Below are 14,093 nucleotides of genomic sequence, written 5' to 3'. Positions count from 1 at the left end.
ACAAACTCGTAATCCAAATTATAATCCGCAAAAAGTTTCGCAGCCGACGAATAACTTGTCGATGAATGATAATTCGCAGAGCAATATTGTTAATCGACAACAAACGGAACAAAATCAGGAAAAATCTGTAAATAACGATTTATCAAAAATTCCACAGGATATTTTTGCAGATGTTCCTGTCGGACCAACCAAAAAAGAGATTTTGATAAAATCAAACATTGAAGGAGCGAAGCGGTTAAAAAGTATGGGAACTTATTCGCCTGAAAAATTTAGGACATTTATACAATTTGTTCAAAGTAACGGGATATGGGATTACAAACAACAAAATCCCGATTTTCAAGATTTTGGCAATTTCCATTATGGAGTAGTCGGAATGGCGGCGGGAATTAACGAGAGACTGTTATTGGGTGCTGCTGGAGCTTATCAACAAATGGGAAACACAAGAAAATTTGGTGAAGGAATTCCTATTTTCTCTAAAAACAATGGCGATGACCCAAAAGACCAAGAACAAATAAGGAAGGGAATAGAATGGTACAAAAAGAACGGAAATTTTTTCAAATAAAAGAAATTAAATTCTCATTTTTCTTTATGGGAACAGTTGCAGGACTTCTTTCACTCCCATTAATGTATGTTTTGGCAAATTGGCTTTTTTCTTATTTCGATTGTCATATAATAATTATTGTTGTGACAATATTATTGTTTTTTCCTATTTTACTTCTCGGATATATAGGAAAAAAAAGAAACAATCAATTGTGGGTAAACATTTCTAATTTTCTTGCCGGTTTTTATATATTTGATTTTTTCCCTGTTATTGTATTGCTTCCCGTATTTTGTTTTTCCATTCTCGCAGGTTGCTGGAATTCCTTGTTTTAATAAGGAAATAAGTATGTCGGAAAAAATCTTGATTCAATCCTAGTTAAGCGTAAAAACCTACAACGTCTTTGCCAAATCCCGTGCAAACGTCGAAAGTGAATTATCCCTTGCTCCGCAGATCAAAACCGTTTCGTTTTCTTTAAGCGATTTTTTAAGAAATTCGGCTAATTTTTCGCGGGTTTCAACGTAAAAAAACCTGTTTTTGTCTTCAAATTCGTTAATAAAAATTTTGGAATTTATCGACGTATCGGCTGTGCCGCCGACATAAAAAACCGGAAGCAAACACAGTTTATCAATAGGACGAAGCGAATGCAAAAACATATTTTTCAGATCGTCGAACATAAATTTTAACGGACCGAATCCGTGCGGCTGAAAAACAAGCCAAACCGCCGCTTTCCGCATTTGCGCCGCAGAAAGCGCCGAAGATATTTTCTCAGGATTATGCGCGTAATCGTCAATAAGCAGAATATTTCTTGAAGCGAAATATTTATCAAATCGCCGCGCTATTCCTCCGTAAGACGCAAGTCCTTGTGCGATAATTTCGTCGTCAAGCCCTAATTCCGCACAAACCGCAAACGCCGCAAGCGCGTTTTTTATCGTGTGTTCGCCTGTGAAGTTTAATACAAAAGATGCGTTTTGTGTTGTGAATGTCGATGAATTCTCGGCTAAACTGTACCTTAGCGGAAAATAATCGGCGCTTCGAGACAAACCGAAAGACTTTCCCGAAATTTTATCAAAATTTTTGTCGTCTTTGTTGTAAATCGTTAAATTCGATTGATTGGACGCGGTTTTAAGCAGTGAAACAACTTCCGAAATTTCTTTGTGGTCGCGCGAAACGTTTAACAAAACCGAAATTTCCGGAAAATACCGCACTACGCTTCCGTCGCTTTCGTCCGCTTCAAACACCAAAATCTCACGATTTTTTATTTTTTCGTTAAAAACCGGACAAGGTTTTCCGACAAAAGCGTTTCCCAAAAGTCCTTTTTTTCGTAAAGAGTGTAAATTGGCGCCGCCGATAAACGACGGGCGATATCCGGCAAAGTCCAAAATGTGAAAAATCATAGCCGAAACCGAAGACTTCCCGCTCGTTCCGGTAACCGAAATTGAAAAACATTTTTTTACTACCGCCGAAAGCACTTGAGAACGATGAAAGACAGGGATTTTCAATTCGTTCGCTTTTTTTATATCCAAATTATCGCTTTCGATAGCGGTAGAAACGACAAGCGCCCGAGTTTTTTCGTTGATGCCGCTTCCGTCTTGCAAAAAAAGTGGAATCCCTTGATTTTTAAGAATTTTTTCGTCTTCGATATTCGCCGAATTTCCGCTAAGAGACCTGTCCGAACCGCCGACAACGCAGTCTTTTGCCAAATATTGTGCGACCGCGCTCATTCCAATGCCCAAAATTCCGACGAAATGAAAATTGTCTATCTCTTTTTCTTCAATAAATAAAGACATGATCACCCTGCTTTACCATATCAAATAAACGCACGACATCGTTGTTTTTCATAACGATGCAACCGTGAGAAAAGTGAATTTTCCCTACGTCGTTTTCACGGTTCGTTCCGTGAATATAAATATAACGATTTTTCGTATTCGCGTTGCTTTTTTCACAGCCGTCAAGCCGTAAAATCCGTGTCAAGATGGCGTTTTCCGTAAAAAAAACATCTTTTTGCCAAATTTTTCCCGTTTCTTTTCTGCTGAGAAACACTTCTCCGACGCTTGCGTTTTTTCCGATTTTTTTGCAAATTTTATGCATTCCGCGCGGAGTTTTGTTTGAGCCGCTCTTTTCACCCAATCCGTTTTTTGCACACGAAACGGGAAAAATAAAATTTTCGCCCTCTTTGATAAGCGTCAACAAAAACTGCGAAGAATTTATAATTATTAAATTTCTGCTTTTCATTTTGCTTTTCCGAAAATAAAAAAAGTTGAGTTACCCGCGGCACACCAAATACATCGCTTACCGTTGCTTCCTTCCGAATCTGGCGGGGTTCACAAGATTCAATTGCGCGGGACCCAACTAAAAACGGCGGAGGGAAAGGGATTCGAACCCTTGATACAGTTGCCCATATACACACTTTCCAGGCGTGCTCCTTCGACCAACTCGGACATCCCTCCGAATATTTCGGTGGGAATATACTAATTTAATCAAGCAAAAAGCAAGTATTTAACGTCCTATTGATTCAGCAAACTCAAAATATTGTTCGGTAGCGAATTTGCCTGCGAAAGCATTGCCGTAGAAGATTGCTGCAAAACGTTAAGACGAACAAAATCAGACATTTCGGACGCATAATTCGTATCGCGAATCACGCTTTCAGCCGAAATCATATTCGCAATCATGTTTTGTTGGTTTGTCAGCGCACTGTCAAGACGATTTGAATACGCTCCGATTCTGGCTCTGATGGAACTAAGTTCCGTTATAGCGTCATCTACGTCGGCAATCGCCGCTTGCGCGCCGGTCGCCGAATTTACCAGCAAAATTTGGTTGCCAAGTATGTCTTTAATACCCAGCGCCTTGCAATTCGTCACCCCCAATTTTATATTCAAAACATCGTCCGAAGCGCTGTATCCGGCGCTTACATGAATAAACGCGCCGTTGGTCGAATCGCCCCAGTTATTAGGATTGAAAGACGTTCCGGTATCGCCGTTTAGAAGCGACATTTTGTTAAATTGCGTACAAGCGGCTATTCTATCTATTTCATCGCTTAAAAATTGAACCTCGATTTGCATATAGTCACGTTCGGTATTGCTATACGTCGCCGTAGAAGATTGCACCGCCAACTCGCGTATTCTTTGAAGCATATTTCCTATTTCGGTTAAAGCGCCTTCGGCGATATTCAAAACGGAAAGCCCGTCCTGAATATTTCGGTTCCCCATTTCCGTACCGCTAATCTGTTTTCTCAATTGTTCCGAAACCGAAAGTCCGGCGGCGTTGTCGGACGCACGGTTTATAGAAAGTCCCGTAGCAAGTCTTTCCAAAGTTCCGGTAAGCGCTCTATCGGTTCTTCTTAACGCCATCGATGTGTACATCGATTGAATGTTGTGATTGATTCTAGGCATTTTGCCCTCCTTGTTTTATTCTCAACTCTTTCCATAAATTAGAGAATTTTTATATTTCATAAAAACATTGCAAATATCGCGCCAATTCATTATATAGATAGCGCCGCTCAATTTTATTTTTCGGATTTATAGGAAAAAAATTCCTATAAATCAGCGAAGATAATCCGCCAAACTTAACTGCATAATTCTAGCCGCGCTATTCAGCGCATTGTTAAACACAGTTTGCTTTATCATGTAATCCGTAACCACCGTAGCATAATCTGCGTCCTCCAACTGCGACTGCAAACGGGTAACCTCGGTTTGCTGCCCTTCGTTTCTTTCAAGCGTAGAGCCAAAGCGGTTTACAATCGAACCGTTTGTCGATTGCGCCGATAAAATTCTGTCCAAATTCGCGTCAAGGTCTTTCATCGCCTCAAGAATGCTGTTATGGTCGTTCTGAATAAGCGCTTGTCCTAATTTTATAAACGAAGTAAAAATATCGTTATTCAAGTCAACCGCAAAATCGGAAACCGTCGTATTTATCGCAACGGAAACTCCTTCTTCAATCTGTCTGTAAATTTTACCGCCGGTATTTATCTTATCTCCGTACACATTTTTACTTTCGTCCATATAAGTCAAACGGACTTCAAGGTTGGAATACAATCCTGTTATCGGCGGAGAGAAATCCTGCGCCATCGGATGTCCAGGTCCCACACCGCCCCATTTATTCTCTTCGTCAAGAAGCGTAATTTCGCCTGTCATATAATCGACTTTATAATCGACGTTTTCTACCATACTTACGCCGCCGACAGCGATTTCCAGCGATCCGGGCAGAATTTTCGTTATATTCGAATGATTAAGCGCCGCGTCTCCATTCGGATCAATAAGTCGAATCGGCGCCCCCGTTCCGTCAAAATACGCCATTTCATTGCCAAACTTATGATTAGGAGACGATTTGGAATCTTTAAGCACTATAGCCGGTTTGTCGATTTCGCAGCCGCTAAACAAATAATCTCCTTTGTAACGAGTGTTGACCAACGAAATCATTTCACGGGTCAATACCTCTATTTCGTCGTTTATGTATTTTCTTTCAGTCGGAGAAAGAGCGTCGGTATCGCCCTCAATTGCCAAGTCGCGGGCGCGGCGAATAGAAGAATCCATAGTCATCATGACCGTATCGGTTATCTGTAGCCAGGCAAGACCGTCATGAATATTTTTTTCATATTCTTTTAACTGTGAGTTTTGTGTTTTAAGTTTAAGTACGTTCGCTACTTCGACGGGTCCGTCGCTGGGACGATTCAACTCTTTGCCCAATGTCATTTTTTTCTGTAACGCCGCCAATTCGGAGAATTTCCCTACGATAGACGCTTGCGTCTGCCGATTGACCGTGTTAAACGTTGTTCTTACCATTTTATTTTCCTCCTTGAAAATTTTATAAATTCAAAAGAATGTCGAGCATCGCCTGCGCCGTTGTAAAAATTCTCGCAGCCGCTTGATATGTATATTGATACTTAACAAGATTGGACATCTCCTCGTCTAAAGAGACGCCGGCGATGGAATCTTGATGGTCGTCGTATTGTTCTATCAAAAACGCTCTGGTTCGAACTTCCGCAAGCGCGTCTTTGCTATCCAAACCTAATTCCGCTATTATAGACCCGTAATATTGGTCAAAAGTCGCGGTCGGTTCCCCAAATAAGCTGCTTCTCATGGTAAGTTTTTTTCTCAACTCACACATTTCAATTGCATTTTCGTTGTTACCTATACCAGGGAAATCGCTCGTTCTATATTCGAAATCTATATCCAAGGCGGTCGTATCGTATGCGGTATTAAGCATTTGTATCGTTCCGTTTACATAGTCGATTTTGTAATCCGTATCTTCAATTAACTTGTTATTGGTGCCGTTAACGGTTACGACGACGGTTCCAAAAGTAATGTTTATCGCTTTATTGCTTGTAGGATCGCCTGTCGTCCATGGCGCGCCTCCGAGTTTAGACAAATTCACAGGCGGATTTCCATAAGCAAGACCTCCGGCAAGGATCAGATTAGTATCCGCTTTCTGTTTCGATCCGCCTTTCGCCGCCGCAATATTGTCCACGTTGGTTAAAATTTCCGCCGAAAGTTTCATCGTTTTTGCGTCCAAACAAGTCGGGTCAAAAAAGTTTACTCCGGAATACCCGCGTAAGCTGTATCCCGATCTATGAACTTCGTTTATCGTCTCAACAAACACTTTAGCCAATTGGTTAATTTCCGCTTCATATTTGGGAATCAATTCGTCACGGGCGACCATAAGTCCTTTAAGTTCTCCGCTTTTAGGAATTATAGTGTTTTTGCCGTTTGCCGTACGTACGCCGTATCTGTGATATTCATATTTTTCATCGTCATAACCTCTGTCGTCGTAAACTTCAAGTTTATTAAAACCGACCGGCGATACCAAAATATGTCCGCTGACACTTATGGTGACCTGTCCGTCTTTGTCGGTATGATAATCAAAATCTACAATTTCGGAAAGTTCTCTCATAAGTTGATCGCGGCGGTCTTTTGAGTCGTTCGCCGAATTTCCGCCCAATTCCACGATGGATATTTCACCGTTAAGATTAAACAATTCCGAGGCGATAGTGTTTATTTTCCCTACCAACGAAAAAATTTCGTCGTTTTTATCTTCTCTTAATTTTTGAAGTTCCGAAGAAACGGTATGAAATACGTCGGTCAACATCTCCGCGCTGTTTTTTACTGCGGTTCTTGCCGCACGGTCTGCCGGGTTATTGGTTAAATTTTCCCATTCGCCGAAAAATTTGTTCATAAATTCCAAAATACCGGTGTTATCCGCCGGTTCGTTGAGAATATTTTCCGCCGATTCGAGAGTTTGGGCTATAACGTAATTTTTACCTAATTCGTGGGACTGTCTGCGAATTTGCGCATCGATATATTCGTTTCTGATTCTGGAAATGCCCAAAACGTCAACGCCGAAACCGACTTGTCCGAAGCGCGGATTGCGATGATAGTCGGCCGATAAATCAATTCTTTGACGGGAATAGCCTCTAACTTCCGCGTTGCTCATATTATGTCCCGTAACGCTCAATCCGAGTTGGCTTGCAAACAACGCTTTATTCGCAACGTTCATAACAGAAAATAAACTCATCTTACACCTCCTTGTGTTTATTTTCTATTTCAATCTTTGTGCCAAACAAGTATAAATCAAAGGTTGCCGAAATAAAAATCAAATTTTTAAGCGGAATGCGGGAAATTTTTGCCTGAAATAACATTCTGTTGAAAAAATTTCATATAGTTTTTGCGATTCTCATGATTGTTTAGGATAAATACGGTAATTTACCTTGCTTCATCTATGCACGCTAATGTATCTTTATTTTATACCGGCTCGCAATGAATTTGATTTTGGCGATTTTGACGGCATTGCTTTTTGTTTCCTGTTGTTGTGATGAGAAAAAGAATGATGAACCGCAGGACATAAATGCGAAAAAATTAATCGGGACTTGGAGAGATTCTACCGTTGTAGATTTGGACTCTATTGTCGAAATGGAATCGGTAAATCCGCCGATTCCATTATTGGGGAAAGCAATCTTTTATATTGAATGGACTTTTAATGAAGATAGAAAAACGGGATTGGTTAATGCGTACTTGGATTTATATAAACGCTTGTTCACCTGATTTCAGCGAAAACGTCGGGTTCTTTTTTCATAAGTTCGTCGAAATACTCAATCGTGTATTTCAGCCCTTCCGACAATTCGATTTTCGGCGACCAATTCAACTCTTTTTTCGCCAAAGAAATATCCGGACGGCGCTGTTTCGGATCGTCGCAAGGTAGTTGACAATACACTAATTTTGATTTTGAATTTGTAATTTCAACGACTTTTTGCGCCAATTCCAAAATCGTAAATTCATTCGGATTTCCAACATTCATCGGACCTATATAATTACTTTCCATAAGGCGATACATACCTTCAAGCAAATCGTCGCAATAGCAGAAGGAGCGTGTCTGGTCGCCTTTTCCGTAAATCGTAATATCCTTATTTCGCAGCGCCTGAACGATAAAGTTACTCACGACGCGTCCGTCGTTAGGATGCATTTTAGGTCCGTAAGTATTAAAAATCCTAATGATGCGAATATCGACTTTATTTTGACGGTAATAATCAAAAAACAGCGTCTCGGCTATACGTTTTCCTTCGTCATAGCAACTGCGAATACCTATAGGATTCACATTCCCCCAATAAATTTCCTGCTGCGGATGAAATTGCGGCAACGGATCGCCGTAAACCTCCGAAGTGCTTGCCTGTAAAATTCTCGCTTTGATTCTTTTTGCAAGACCAAGCGTATTTATCGCACCCATAACGCTCGTCTTAGTCGTTTTTACAGGGTTGTATTGGTAGTGAATCGGGCTGGCGGGACACGCCAAATTGTAAATCATATCGACTTCAAGCATTATCGGCTGAGTTACGTCGTGGCGAATAAACTCAAAATTATCGTAATCTTTGAGAAGGCTTATGTTTCGCTTATTTCCCGTAAAAAAATTATCAAGCGCAATAACGCTATGTCCTAGTTTGAGAAGTTTTTCGCACAGATGTGAACCCAAAAATCCCGCTCCGCCGGTAATTAAAACTCTTTTCGGCATAAAATTCCCTTTTTAATGTCCTAGCGTAAGAAAATACTTTAATTTTGAACGATGTGGAAGTTTTTTGTTTCGGCAAACGAGAAACTCAAAATCTAAATCCGCCCAAAAATTCCATTCCCGCGCCTTTTCGGTTGTCGTAAACGGCGCTCGCTTTCATTTCAAAACGACTGAATTGCCGAAACAGATACGAAAGTGAAAATTCGTAACTTTTTTGATAATCTTTGCCCAAAAACTTCTTTTCTTCGGAATCTACGGTCAAATCAAACTGCGGACAAGAATCGACAAAATTCTGATAAACAAATACGTCGCCGATATTTCCGCCGCGCACATTGCGATTAAAACGATTGTAAATCGCTTCAACCTGTAATCCGTGTTTTTGTGAAAAATAGTACTGAGCCAAGCCGCGTATTTGCGCCGAATTAGGTCCTAATTCCGCTCCTATGTTTTTTCCGTAATGCTCGTAATTATTGGCGACTCCGTAAAAGTGCGTATATACCCACGGCTCAACTCGGCAGTATTCCAGCCCAAAAACCGCATTTTTTCCGGCAATTTCAGGAAACCACTGCGTTCCCAAGGTTACCGCCCATTTATTGCCCCACCGGTCGTTAAACATTTCAAGGGGAGATTGGCAATCGTCGATTAAAAACTCAATATACCAGCGCATCGTTTGAGGAAGTTTAATCTCAAAATCAAGCGCTATTTGCTTATTGTCCAAATCGCCGCCGTAATGCTCCGCAAATACGTAAGGCATAAACGGAATCATATAAACCGGCTCAACTTTGCGGTCCCTATTCAAATGCGAAGGCTCTAAATGTTGAGAGTGCGGCTTAAACATCGTCTCGTCGTCGCCGGTCGAACCGGAAATAATAGACTCGCTCAATCCGAACGTCAATCCGCCTTCTAAGAACGGAAATTGAAGTCTGTGATAATATAAATATTTGTTGTAAAGATTCAACTCTCGCAGCATTCCGAAAATCTGATAATACTGCATTTTTTTGAAATCCAACATAATTCTCGTGTAAAAAAGCGGTTTATCGACGGCATTCAAAATAAGGCGATTATACGTTGCCGGACCTGAAGTTAAATTATCTACGGCGACATCAATCCTCGCGTTTTTAAATTGCGCGGAAATTCCGCCGCGAAATGCGTCCAACGCTCGAAAACCAGACGAGTCGTCGTTTCCGACAATATTATATGTTTGCCCGTGAAACGGTTGATAGTCATTCAAACGCCAAACGGTGTCGCTTCTAAACTGCGTCCAAATATCCATTTTCGAATAAAACGAAACAACGTTCAAATTTGCGCTTATTCTTGGGCTTATCATTCCTTTAGCGTCCAAGTTCGCTTCGTTTTTGTAGTTTGTGCGAAAATCGCCGGTCAAATCCAAATTTACCAAAATTCTTTTTGCCGCACCGTCCTCAAAACCGAAAATTTTGTTTTTACCCGAAAATTTATTTCGCAGAATTTCCAATAATTCTTTATCGGTCTGCGTCAAATTTTGACTTTTTTCGACTTCCGTCAGAAAACTCCGCATTTTAAAATAATCAAACGGCTGCTGCGAAAATCCGCCGGGCGCCGGAACTCCGGAATGCGCAGAAAGCGTTTGCGTTATTATGTCTATACGTATATCTATTTCGGCGTTCGGCTCGTACGTAATAATATCCGAAAATATAACCGAAACGGAAATCGTCAGAATCACGGCGATTTTTTGCATATCGTTCCTCTAAACGTTGTTTATGTAGGTATAATATACGTACTTGACCAAACTGTTGTCAATCCCGCTCTACAAGCCGATTTGGGTTTTATTTGTTATCTTTTTTAGAGATTTATAAAATATTTTACCTTAAAAACACTTTTTTTGCATATTCGCTTTTGAGTAAATATTATATTATTCCCGTGTTTTTGTTCACGATAACTAAATATAAGGAGTATCTTTATGTCTATTTCAAAGAAATTGTTGAGTTTTGCCGCGTTTGCAGCGTTGTCGTTAGCAGTAGTCGGTTGCGGCGAAAAAAAGGTTAAAGACTACGGAAAAATGAATGAAGCGGTGAGCGTTTATCCGAAAGAAATCCAAAAACTTCTTGATAAAGAATACAAAGAATCAATAAGCGCTGTCGGTCAAGCGACTCATGCAGATCAAATTACCGCACTGAAAAAAGCGAGATTTGACGCGACACAGCAAATCGCGGCGCAGTTCCAACAAGAAGTTGCAAGTTTACAAAAACATTTTTTGGAAGCCGTAAACGATTCTCAAACAGAAGATTTTCGCCAAACGGAAGAGATTTTTGTTTTAACGACGCTGCACGGCGACAAAGTCATTAAAGAAATGACCACACAGGGTAAAGACGGTTACAAAGCGTATGTTTTAAGGGCTCTTGATGTCGCCGCACTGAAAAATATGCTTGACGAGCAGAAAAACGCTCAAACGCTCATCAAGGCGAATTCCGCATACAAGGAACTTGAAGCGCGAGTCGAGAGAGAAAAAATGTCACGGACTTTGACGAACGAATAAGAATTTTTCATGCGTTACATTTCAACGCGCGGAGAAATGCCCGCACAAGACTTTTTGTTGACTGTTTTGAGCGGGCTTGCCCCCGACGGGGGACTTACGATGCCCGAAAGTTATCCGCGTTTTTCAAAACAAAAACTTAATGAATTTTCTAAACTTAGTTATCGCGACTTGGCTTTTGAAATAATTTCTCAGTTCGCCGACGATGTCCCAAGTGAAGATTTACGGGAAATTATTAATCGTTCTTACAGTGAAAAAATCTTTTGCAACGGCAGAAATCCGGAAAAATCCGTCGAAATCACGCCTGTCATAAAACTTGACGATACGCTTTTTATTCAGGAATTGTCAAACGGTCCCACTTTGGCTTTTAAGGACTTGGCAATGCAGTTTTTGGGGAATATTCTTGAATACGTTTTAAGTAAAAAAAACGAAAAAATAAACATTCTCGCCGCAACTTCCGGCGATACGGGAAGCGCTGCCGAATACGCGATGAAAGGTAAAAGCGCCATAAACGTTTTTATGCTTTCGCCGGCGGGGAAAATGAGTCCGTTTCAGCGAGCGCAAATGTATTCTATTCAAGAAAAAAATATCCACAACATTGCAGTAAAGTCGATGTTTGACGGTTGTCAGGATTTGGTTAAAGCGGTAAATAAAGACGAAAATTTCAAACAAAAATATAAAATCGGCGCCGTAAATTCTATAAATTGGGGACGAATCGCCGCACAAATCGTCTATTATTTCAAAGGGTATTTTGCAGCGGCGGATGAAACAGGAGAAACCGTAGATTTTTGCGTTCCGTGTGGAAATTTCGGTAACATTTGCGCCGGACACATTGCCAAACAAATGGGTCTGCCAATCGGACGACTGATTGTTGCAACAAACGAAAACGACGTTTTGGACGAGTTTTTCTCGACGGGAAAATATGCGCCGAGAAACGAATCGCAGACAATCGCCACCTCTTCGCCGTCGATGGACATAAGTAAAGCGTCGAATTTGGAAAGATTTGTATTTGATTCGCTTGATCGTTCACCCAAAAAACTTAAAGAATTGTGGAAAAAAATAGACGACGGCGGCAGTTTTGTTTTAGAGCCGGAATCACTCGAAGAAATTCGTAAGAAATACGGCTTTGTTTCCGGCAAAAGTACGCATGCCGATAGAATTTCAGCTATATCCGAGGTCTATTCGAAATTCGGAATCTGCATTGACACTCATACCGCCGACAGTTTTACAGTAGCGCAAAAAATGCGAAACGCTTCGATCAAAACTATTGTTTTGGAAACAGCGTCTGCAGTAAAATTTGAGGAAAGTTTTTTTGAAGCTACGTCGGTTAAACTTTTGCGTCCCAATCAATTTGAAAATATTGAAAATTTGCCGCAAAGATTGCAAACAATTGAACCGAATTTGCAAATTCTTAAAAATTATATAGAAAAAAACGCCTTAAACTAAAAGGGGTTTGAAATGAAAAAAATTATAATCATAGCGATCTCTGTAATTTTAACAAATTCTTTTGCAGAAGAATTGTTTTTTATAGACGGCGGCGACACTATCCGGCTTTCTCCCGAAAAATCCGTACGAGGCGGAGAAAATGCGGGCGGCTGGTTTTTGACGCAACACGGACATAAGGTAAAAATCGACAGAGGAATAATTGTAGAACTGCAAAACGGATTGTCGGCGGAATTTGTTTTTTCAAAATACGATATAAAATCGTTTGAAAAGTTGTCGCAGGATATTTTTTTGGTAATTCCAAACGATGACAACAAACAATTTGAACTTTCGAGAAAAATTTTGGAAAATAATTTCGTAAAAAATTCGCATCCGAATTTGATAAGAGAAAGAAAATTGAGATGAAAATATTGTGGATTTTTGTGATTTTCCTATGTCCTTTCGGCTTTTTCTCCTGCACAAAATACGATGAAATCGGTACAAAAATCGACGACGATTACTATTGTAAGCCGCCGACGGAGAAAAGAGATACTACGCCTAATGAAGAATATGAAGAATACGACGAATATTTTAAACACCAATGGCATTTGAACGCTCAATGTTTTTCGATAAACATAATTCCCGCTTGGGAAATAACGAAAGGCGCCGGCGTAAAAGTCGCGATATTGGATGATGGGATACAGAAAAATCACGAAGATTTTGAAAACATTAAGGTCTATAACATCCTTGACCAAAGCGATAATTGCGAGCCGACGGCAAAGACAATCTATTCGCATGGAACAGCCGTAGCAGGAGTTTTAGCCGCGCGTCAAAACGGAATAGGAACTATTGGGGTTGCACCAGAATGCGATTTACTTTTTATAGGCGATAATTCGGAATGTCTTTATTCATCGGACGATATTGTTATAAAGGCTTTCGAATACGCAAAAAATTGGGGAGCGCAAGTCATAAGTTGCAGTTGGGGAAGTTATAATGTCAGTTCATCGCTTTCTTCGGAGATAAGGCGGCTTTACGACGACGGTATCGTAATCGTTTTCGCTTGTGGAAACGATAAAAAAAATATGGATATCTACAACATAAACGACGAATCGGAACTTCCTTGGGTAATCGGCGTTTCATCAAGCGATGAAAACGGCGAGCTTGCGGCCTCTTTTTCAAATTACGGAAGCAATATAGATATTATGGCTCCGGGCACTTCAATATTATCGTTAGATTTAATGGGAGCGGAAGGCAGCAATAACGGCATGGAATTTGTAAATCAAAATTACAGATTCTGCCGCGGGACGTCTTTTTCCGCACCGATTGTCGCAGGAGTTGCGGCGCTTATATTGGCTGATAATCCGTCACTGACGCCGAAAGAAGTTTACAATATAATAACCCAAACCGCACAAAAAACCGGTAACGTACAATACGACGCAAACGGATTTTCGCTCCGCCACGCATACGGATTAATTGATGCCGCCGCCGCGATAAACGCTAACGGCGGTATGATTAAAAAAATAATAGGACAAGATAAGAAATCACAGAAAAACAACGTAACTGCCTGAAAAATAAAGACATTTTCTTTATTTTGTCTTATTTAATTAAAAATGTATTTTTTTAATA

General features: G+C 40.5%; 13 protein-coding genes, 1 tRNA gene and 1 other RNA gene. 6 read left to right on the top strand and 9 right to left on the bottom strand.

Going from position 1 to position 14,093, the window contains the following annotated elements; all coding sequences use genetic code 11:
• Positions 1 to 562, top strand: a 562-nt coding sequence (locus LBH98_05660) for a hypothetical protein (protein ID MDR0304240.1), incomplete at its 5' end; no start/stop codon positions are given.
• A gap of 368 nt (positions 563 to 930) precedes the next feature.
• Here the strand turns inward: LBH98_05660 and LBH98_05655 are convergent.
• The 7 genes from LBH98_05655 to flgK all read right to left on the bottom strand — a co-directional run bounded on the left by LBH98_05655 (position 931) and on the right by flgK (position 7,048).
• On the bottom strand, positions 931 to 2,328 hold the full coding sequence (locus LBH98_05655) for a Mur ligase domain-containing protein (GenBank protein ID MDR0304239.1): 1,398 nt from the start codon (positions 2,326 to 2,328) through the stop codon (positions 931 to 933).
• Positions 2,312 to 2,773 (bottom strand): L,D-transpeptidase, encoded by a 462-nt coding sequence (locus LBH98_05650; GenBank protein ID MDR0304238.1) that lies wholly within the window; start codon positions 2,771 to 2,773, stop codon positions 2,312 to 2,314. The genes LBH98_05655 and LBH98_05650 overlap by 17 nt, the downstream gene beginning before the upstream one ends.
• Before the next feature lie 20 nt (positions 2,774 to 2,793).
• Positions 2,794 to 2,892, bottom strand: an RNA gene (gene ffs / locus LBH98_05645) — signal recognition particle sRNA small type.
• An 8-nt stretch (positions 2,893 to 2,900) separates the two neighbouring features.
• Positions 2,901 to 2,988, bottom strand: a tRNA-Ser gene (locus LBH98_05640).
• 57 nt (positions 2,989 to 3,045) lie between these two features.
• Entirely contained in the window at positions 3,046 to 3,930 is an 885-nt protein-coding gene (locus LBH98_05635; protein ID MDR0304237.1) for a flagellin, read from the bottom strand.
• A 150-nt stretch (positions 3,931 to 4,080) separates the two neighbouring features.
• Positions 4,081 to 5,319 carry a flagellar hook-associated protein FlgL gene (gene flgL / locus LBH98_05630; protein ID MDR0304236.1) on the bottom strand — a complete coding sequence of 413 codons (1,239 nt, stop codon included), beginning with the start codon at positions 5,317 to 5,319 and terminating at the stop codon, positions 4,081 to 4,083.
• 22 nt (positions 5,320 to 5,341) lie between these two features.
• Positions 5,342 to 7,048, bottom strand: a complete 1,707-nt coding sequence (gene flgK, locus LBH98_05625; protein MDR0304235.1) for a flagellar hook-associated protein FlgK — start codon at positions 7,046 to 7,048, stop codon at positions 5,342 to 5,344.
• A 242-nt stretch (positions 7,049 to 7,290) separates the two neighbouring features.
• Here flgK and LBH98_05620 point away from each other — a divergent pair, with 242 nt between their 5' ends.
• Positions 7,291 to 7,575 carry a hypothetical protein gene (locus LBH98_05620; protein MDR0304234.1) on the top strand — a complete coding sequence of 95 codons (285 nt, stop codon included), beginning with the start codon at positions 7,291 to 7,293 and terminating at the stop codon, positions 7,573 to 7,575.
• Here the strand turns inward: LBH98_05620 and LBH98_05615 are convergent.
• A complete protein-coding gene (locus LBH98_05615) occupies positions 7,568 to 8,536 on the bottom strand; it encodes an SDR family oxidoreductase (protein MDR0304233.1) in 969 nt (322 codons plus the stop codon). The two genes, LBH98_05620 and LBH98_05615, sit on opposite strands and share 8 nt — an antisense overlap.
• A gap of 85 nt (positions 8,537 to 8,621) precedes the next feature.
• Positions 8,622 to 10,250: a hypothetical protein gene (locus LBH98_05610; GenBank protein MDR0304232.1), complete on the bottom strand. Its 1,629-nt coding sequence runs from the start codon at positions 10,248 to 10,250 to the stop codon at positions 8,622 to 8,624.
• 222 nt (positions 10,251 to 10,472) lie between these two features.
• Between LBH98_05610 and LBH98_05605 the strand changes: the two genes are divergently transcribed.
• Genes LBH98_05605 through LBH98_05590 form a run of 4 tightly spaced genes read left to right on the top strand, consistent with a single transcriptional unit; the run spans position 10,473 to position 14,035 of the window.
• Positions 10,473 to 11,048: a hypothetical protein gene (locus LBH98_05605; GenBank protein MDR0304231.1), complete on the top strand. Its 576-nt coding sequence runs from the start codon at positions 10,473 to 10,475 to the stop codon at positions 11,046 to 11,048.
• Positions 11,049 to 11,057: 9 nt separating this feature from the next.
• Complete coding sequence (gene thrC / locus LBH98_05600) at positions 11,058 to 12,491, top strand: threonine synthase (GenBank protein MDR0304230.1); 1,434 nt, start codon at positions 11,058 to 11,060, stop codon at positions 12,489 to 12,491.
• A gap of 12 nt (positions 12,492 to 12,503) precedes the next feature.
• Positions 12,504 to 12,893, top strand: coding sequence for a hypothetical protein (locus tag LBH98_05595; GenBank protein ID MDR0304229.1), 390 nt, complete (start codon positions 12,504 to 12,506; stop codon positions 12,891 to 12,893).
• Positions 12,890 to 14,035 (top strand): S8 family serine peptidase, encoded by a 1,146-nt coding sequence (locus LBH98_05590; protein MDR0304228.1) that lies wholly within the window; start codon positions 12,890 to 12,892, stop codon positions 14,033 to 14,035. Before LBH98_05595 ends, LBH98_05590 begins: the two co-directional genes overlap by 4 nt.
• The last annotated feature ends 58 nt before the right edge of the window (positions 14,036 to 14,093 follow it).

Source organism: Chitinispirillales bacterium (genome assembly GCA_031254455.1).
GTDB lineage: Bacteria > Fibrobacterota > Chitinivibrionia > Chitinivibrionales > Chitinivibrionaceae > WRFX01.
Note: the sequence above shows the minus strand (reverse complement) of the source record. Positions and strands in the feature narration are given on the sequence as shown.

Bases quoted from the DNA above. Each gene is read 5' to 3' on its own strand.
- LBH98_05620 (MDR0304234.1), top strand. From the start codon at position 7,291: ATGAATTTGATTTTGGCGATTTTGACGGCATTGCTTTTTGTTTCCTGT.
- LBH98_05610 (MDR0304232.1), bottom strand. From the start codon at position 10,250: ATGCAAAAAATCGCCGTGATTCTGACGATTTCCGTTTCGGTTATATTT.
- flgK (MDR0304235.1), bottom strand. From the start codon at position 7,048: ATGAGTTTATTTTCTGTTATGAACGTTGCGAATAAAGCGTTGTTTGCA.
- LBH98_05635 (MDR0304237.1), bottom strand. From the start codon at position 3,930: ATGCCTAGAATCAATCACAACATTCAATCGATGTACACATCGATGGCG.
- LBH98_05655 (MDR0304239.1), bottom strand. From the start codon at position 2,328: ATGTCTTTATTTATTGAAGAAAAAGAGATAGACAATTTTCATTTCGTC.
- LBH98_05590 (MDR0304228.1), top strand. From the start codon at position 12,890: ATGAAAATATTGTGGATTTTTGTGATTTTCCTATGTCCTTTCGGCTTT.
- LBH98_05615 (MDR0304233.1), bottom strand. From the start codon at position 8,536: ATGCCGAAAAGAGTTTTAATTACCGGCGGAGCGGGATTTTTGGGTTCA.
- LBH98_05650 (MDR0304238.1), bottom strand. From the start codon at position 2,773: ATGAAAAGCAGAAATTTAATAATTATAAATTCTTCGCAGTTTTTGTTG.
- flgL (MDR0304236.1), bottom strand. From the start codon at position 5,319: ATGGTAAGAACAACGTTTAACACGGTCAATCGGCAGACGCAAGCGTCT.
- LBH98_05595 (MDR0304229.1), top strand. From the start codon at position 12,504: ATGAAAAAAATTATAATCATAGCGATCTCTGTAATTTTAACAAATTCT.
- LBH98_05605 (MDR0304231.1), top strand. From the start codon at position 10,473: ATGTCTATTTCAAAGAAATTGTTGAGTTTTGCCGCGTTTGCAGCGTTG.
- thrC (MDR0304230.1), top strand. From the start codon at position 11,058: ATGCGTTACATTTCAACGCGCGGAGAAATGCCCGCACAAGACTTTTTG.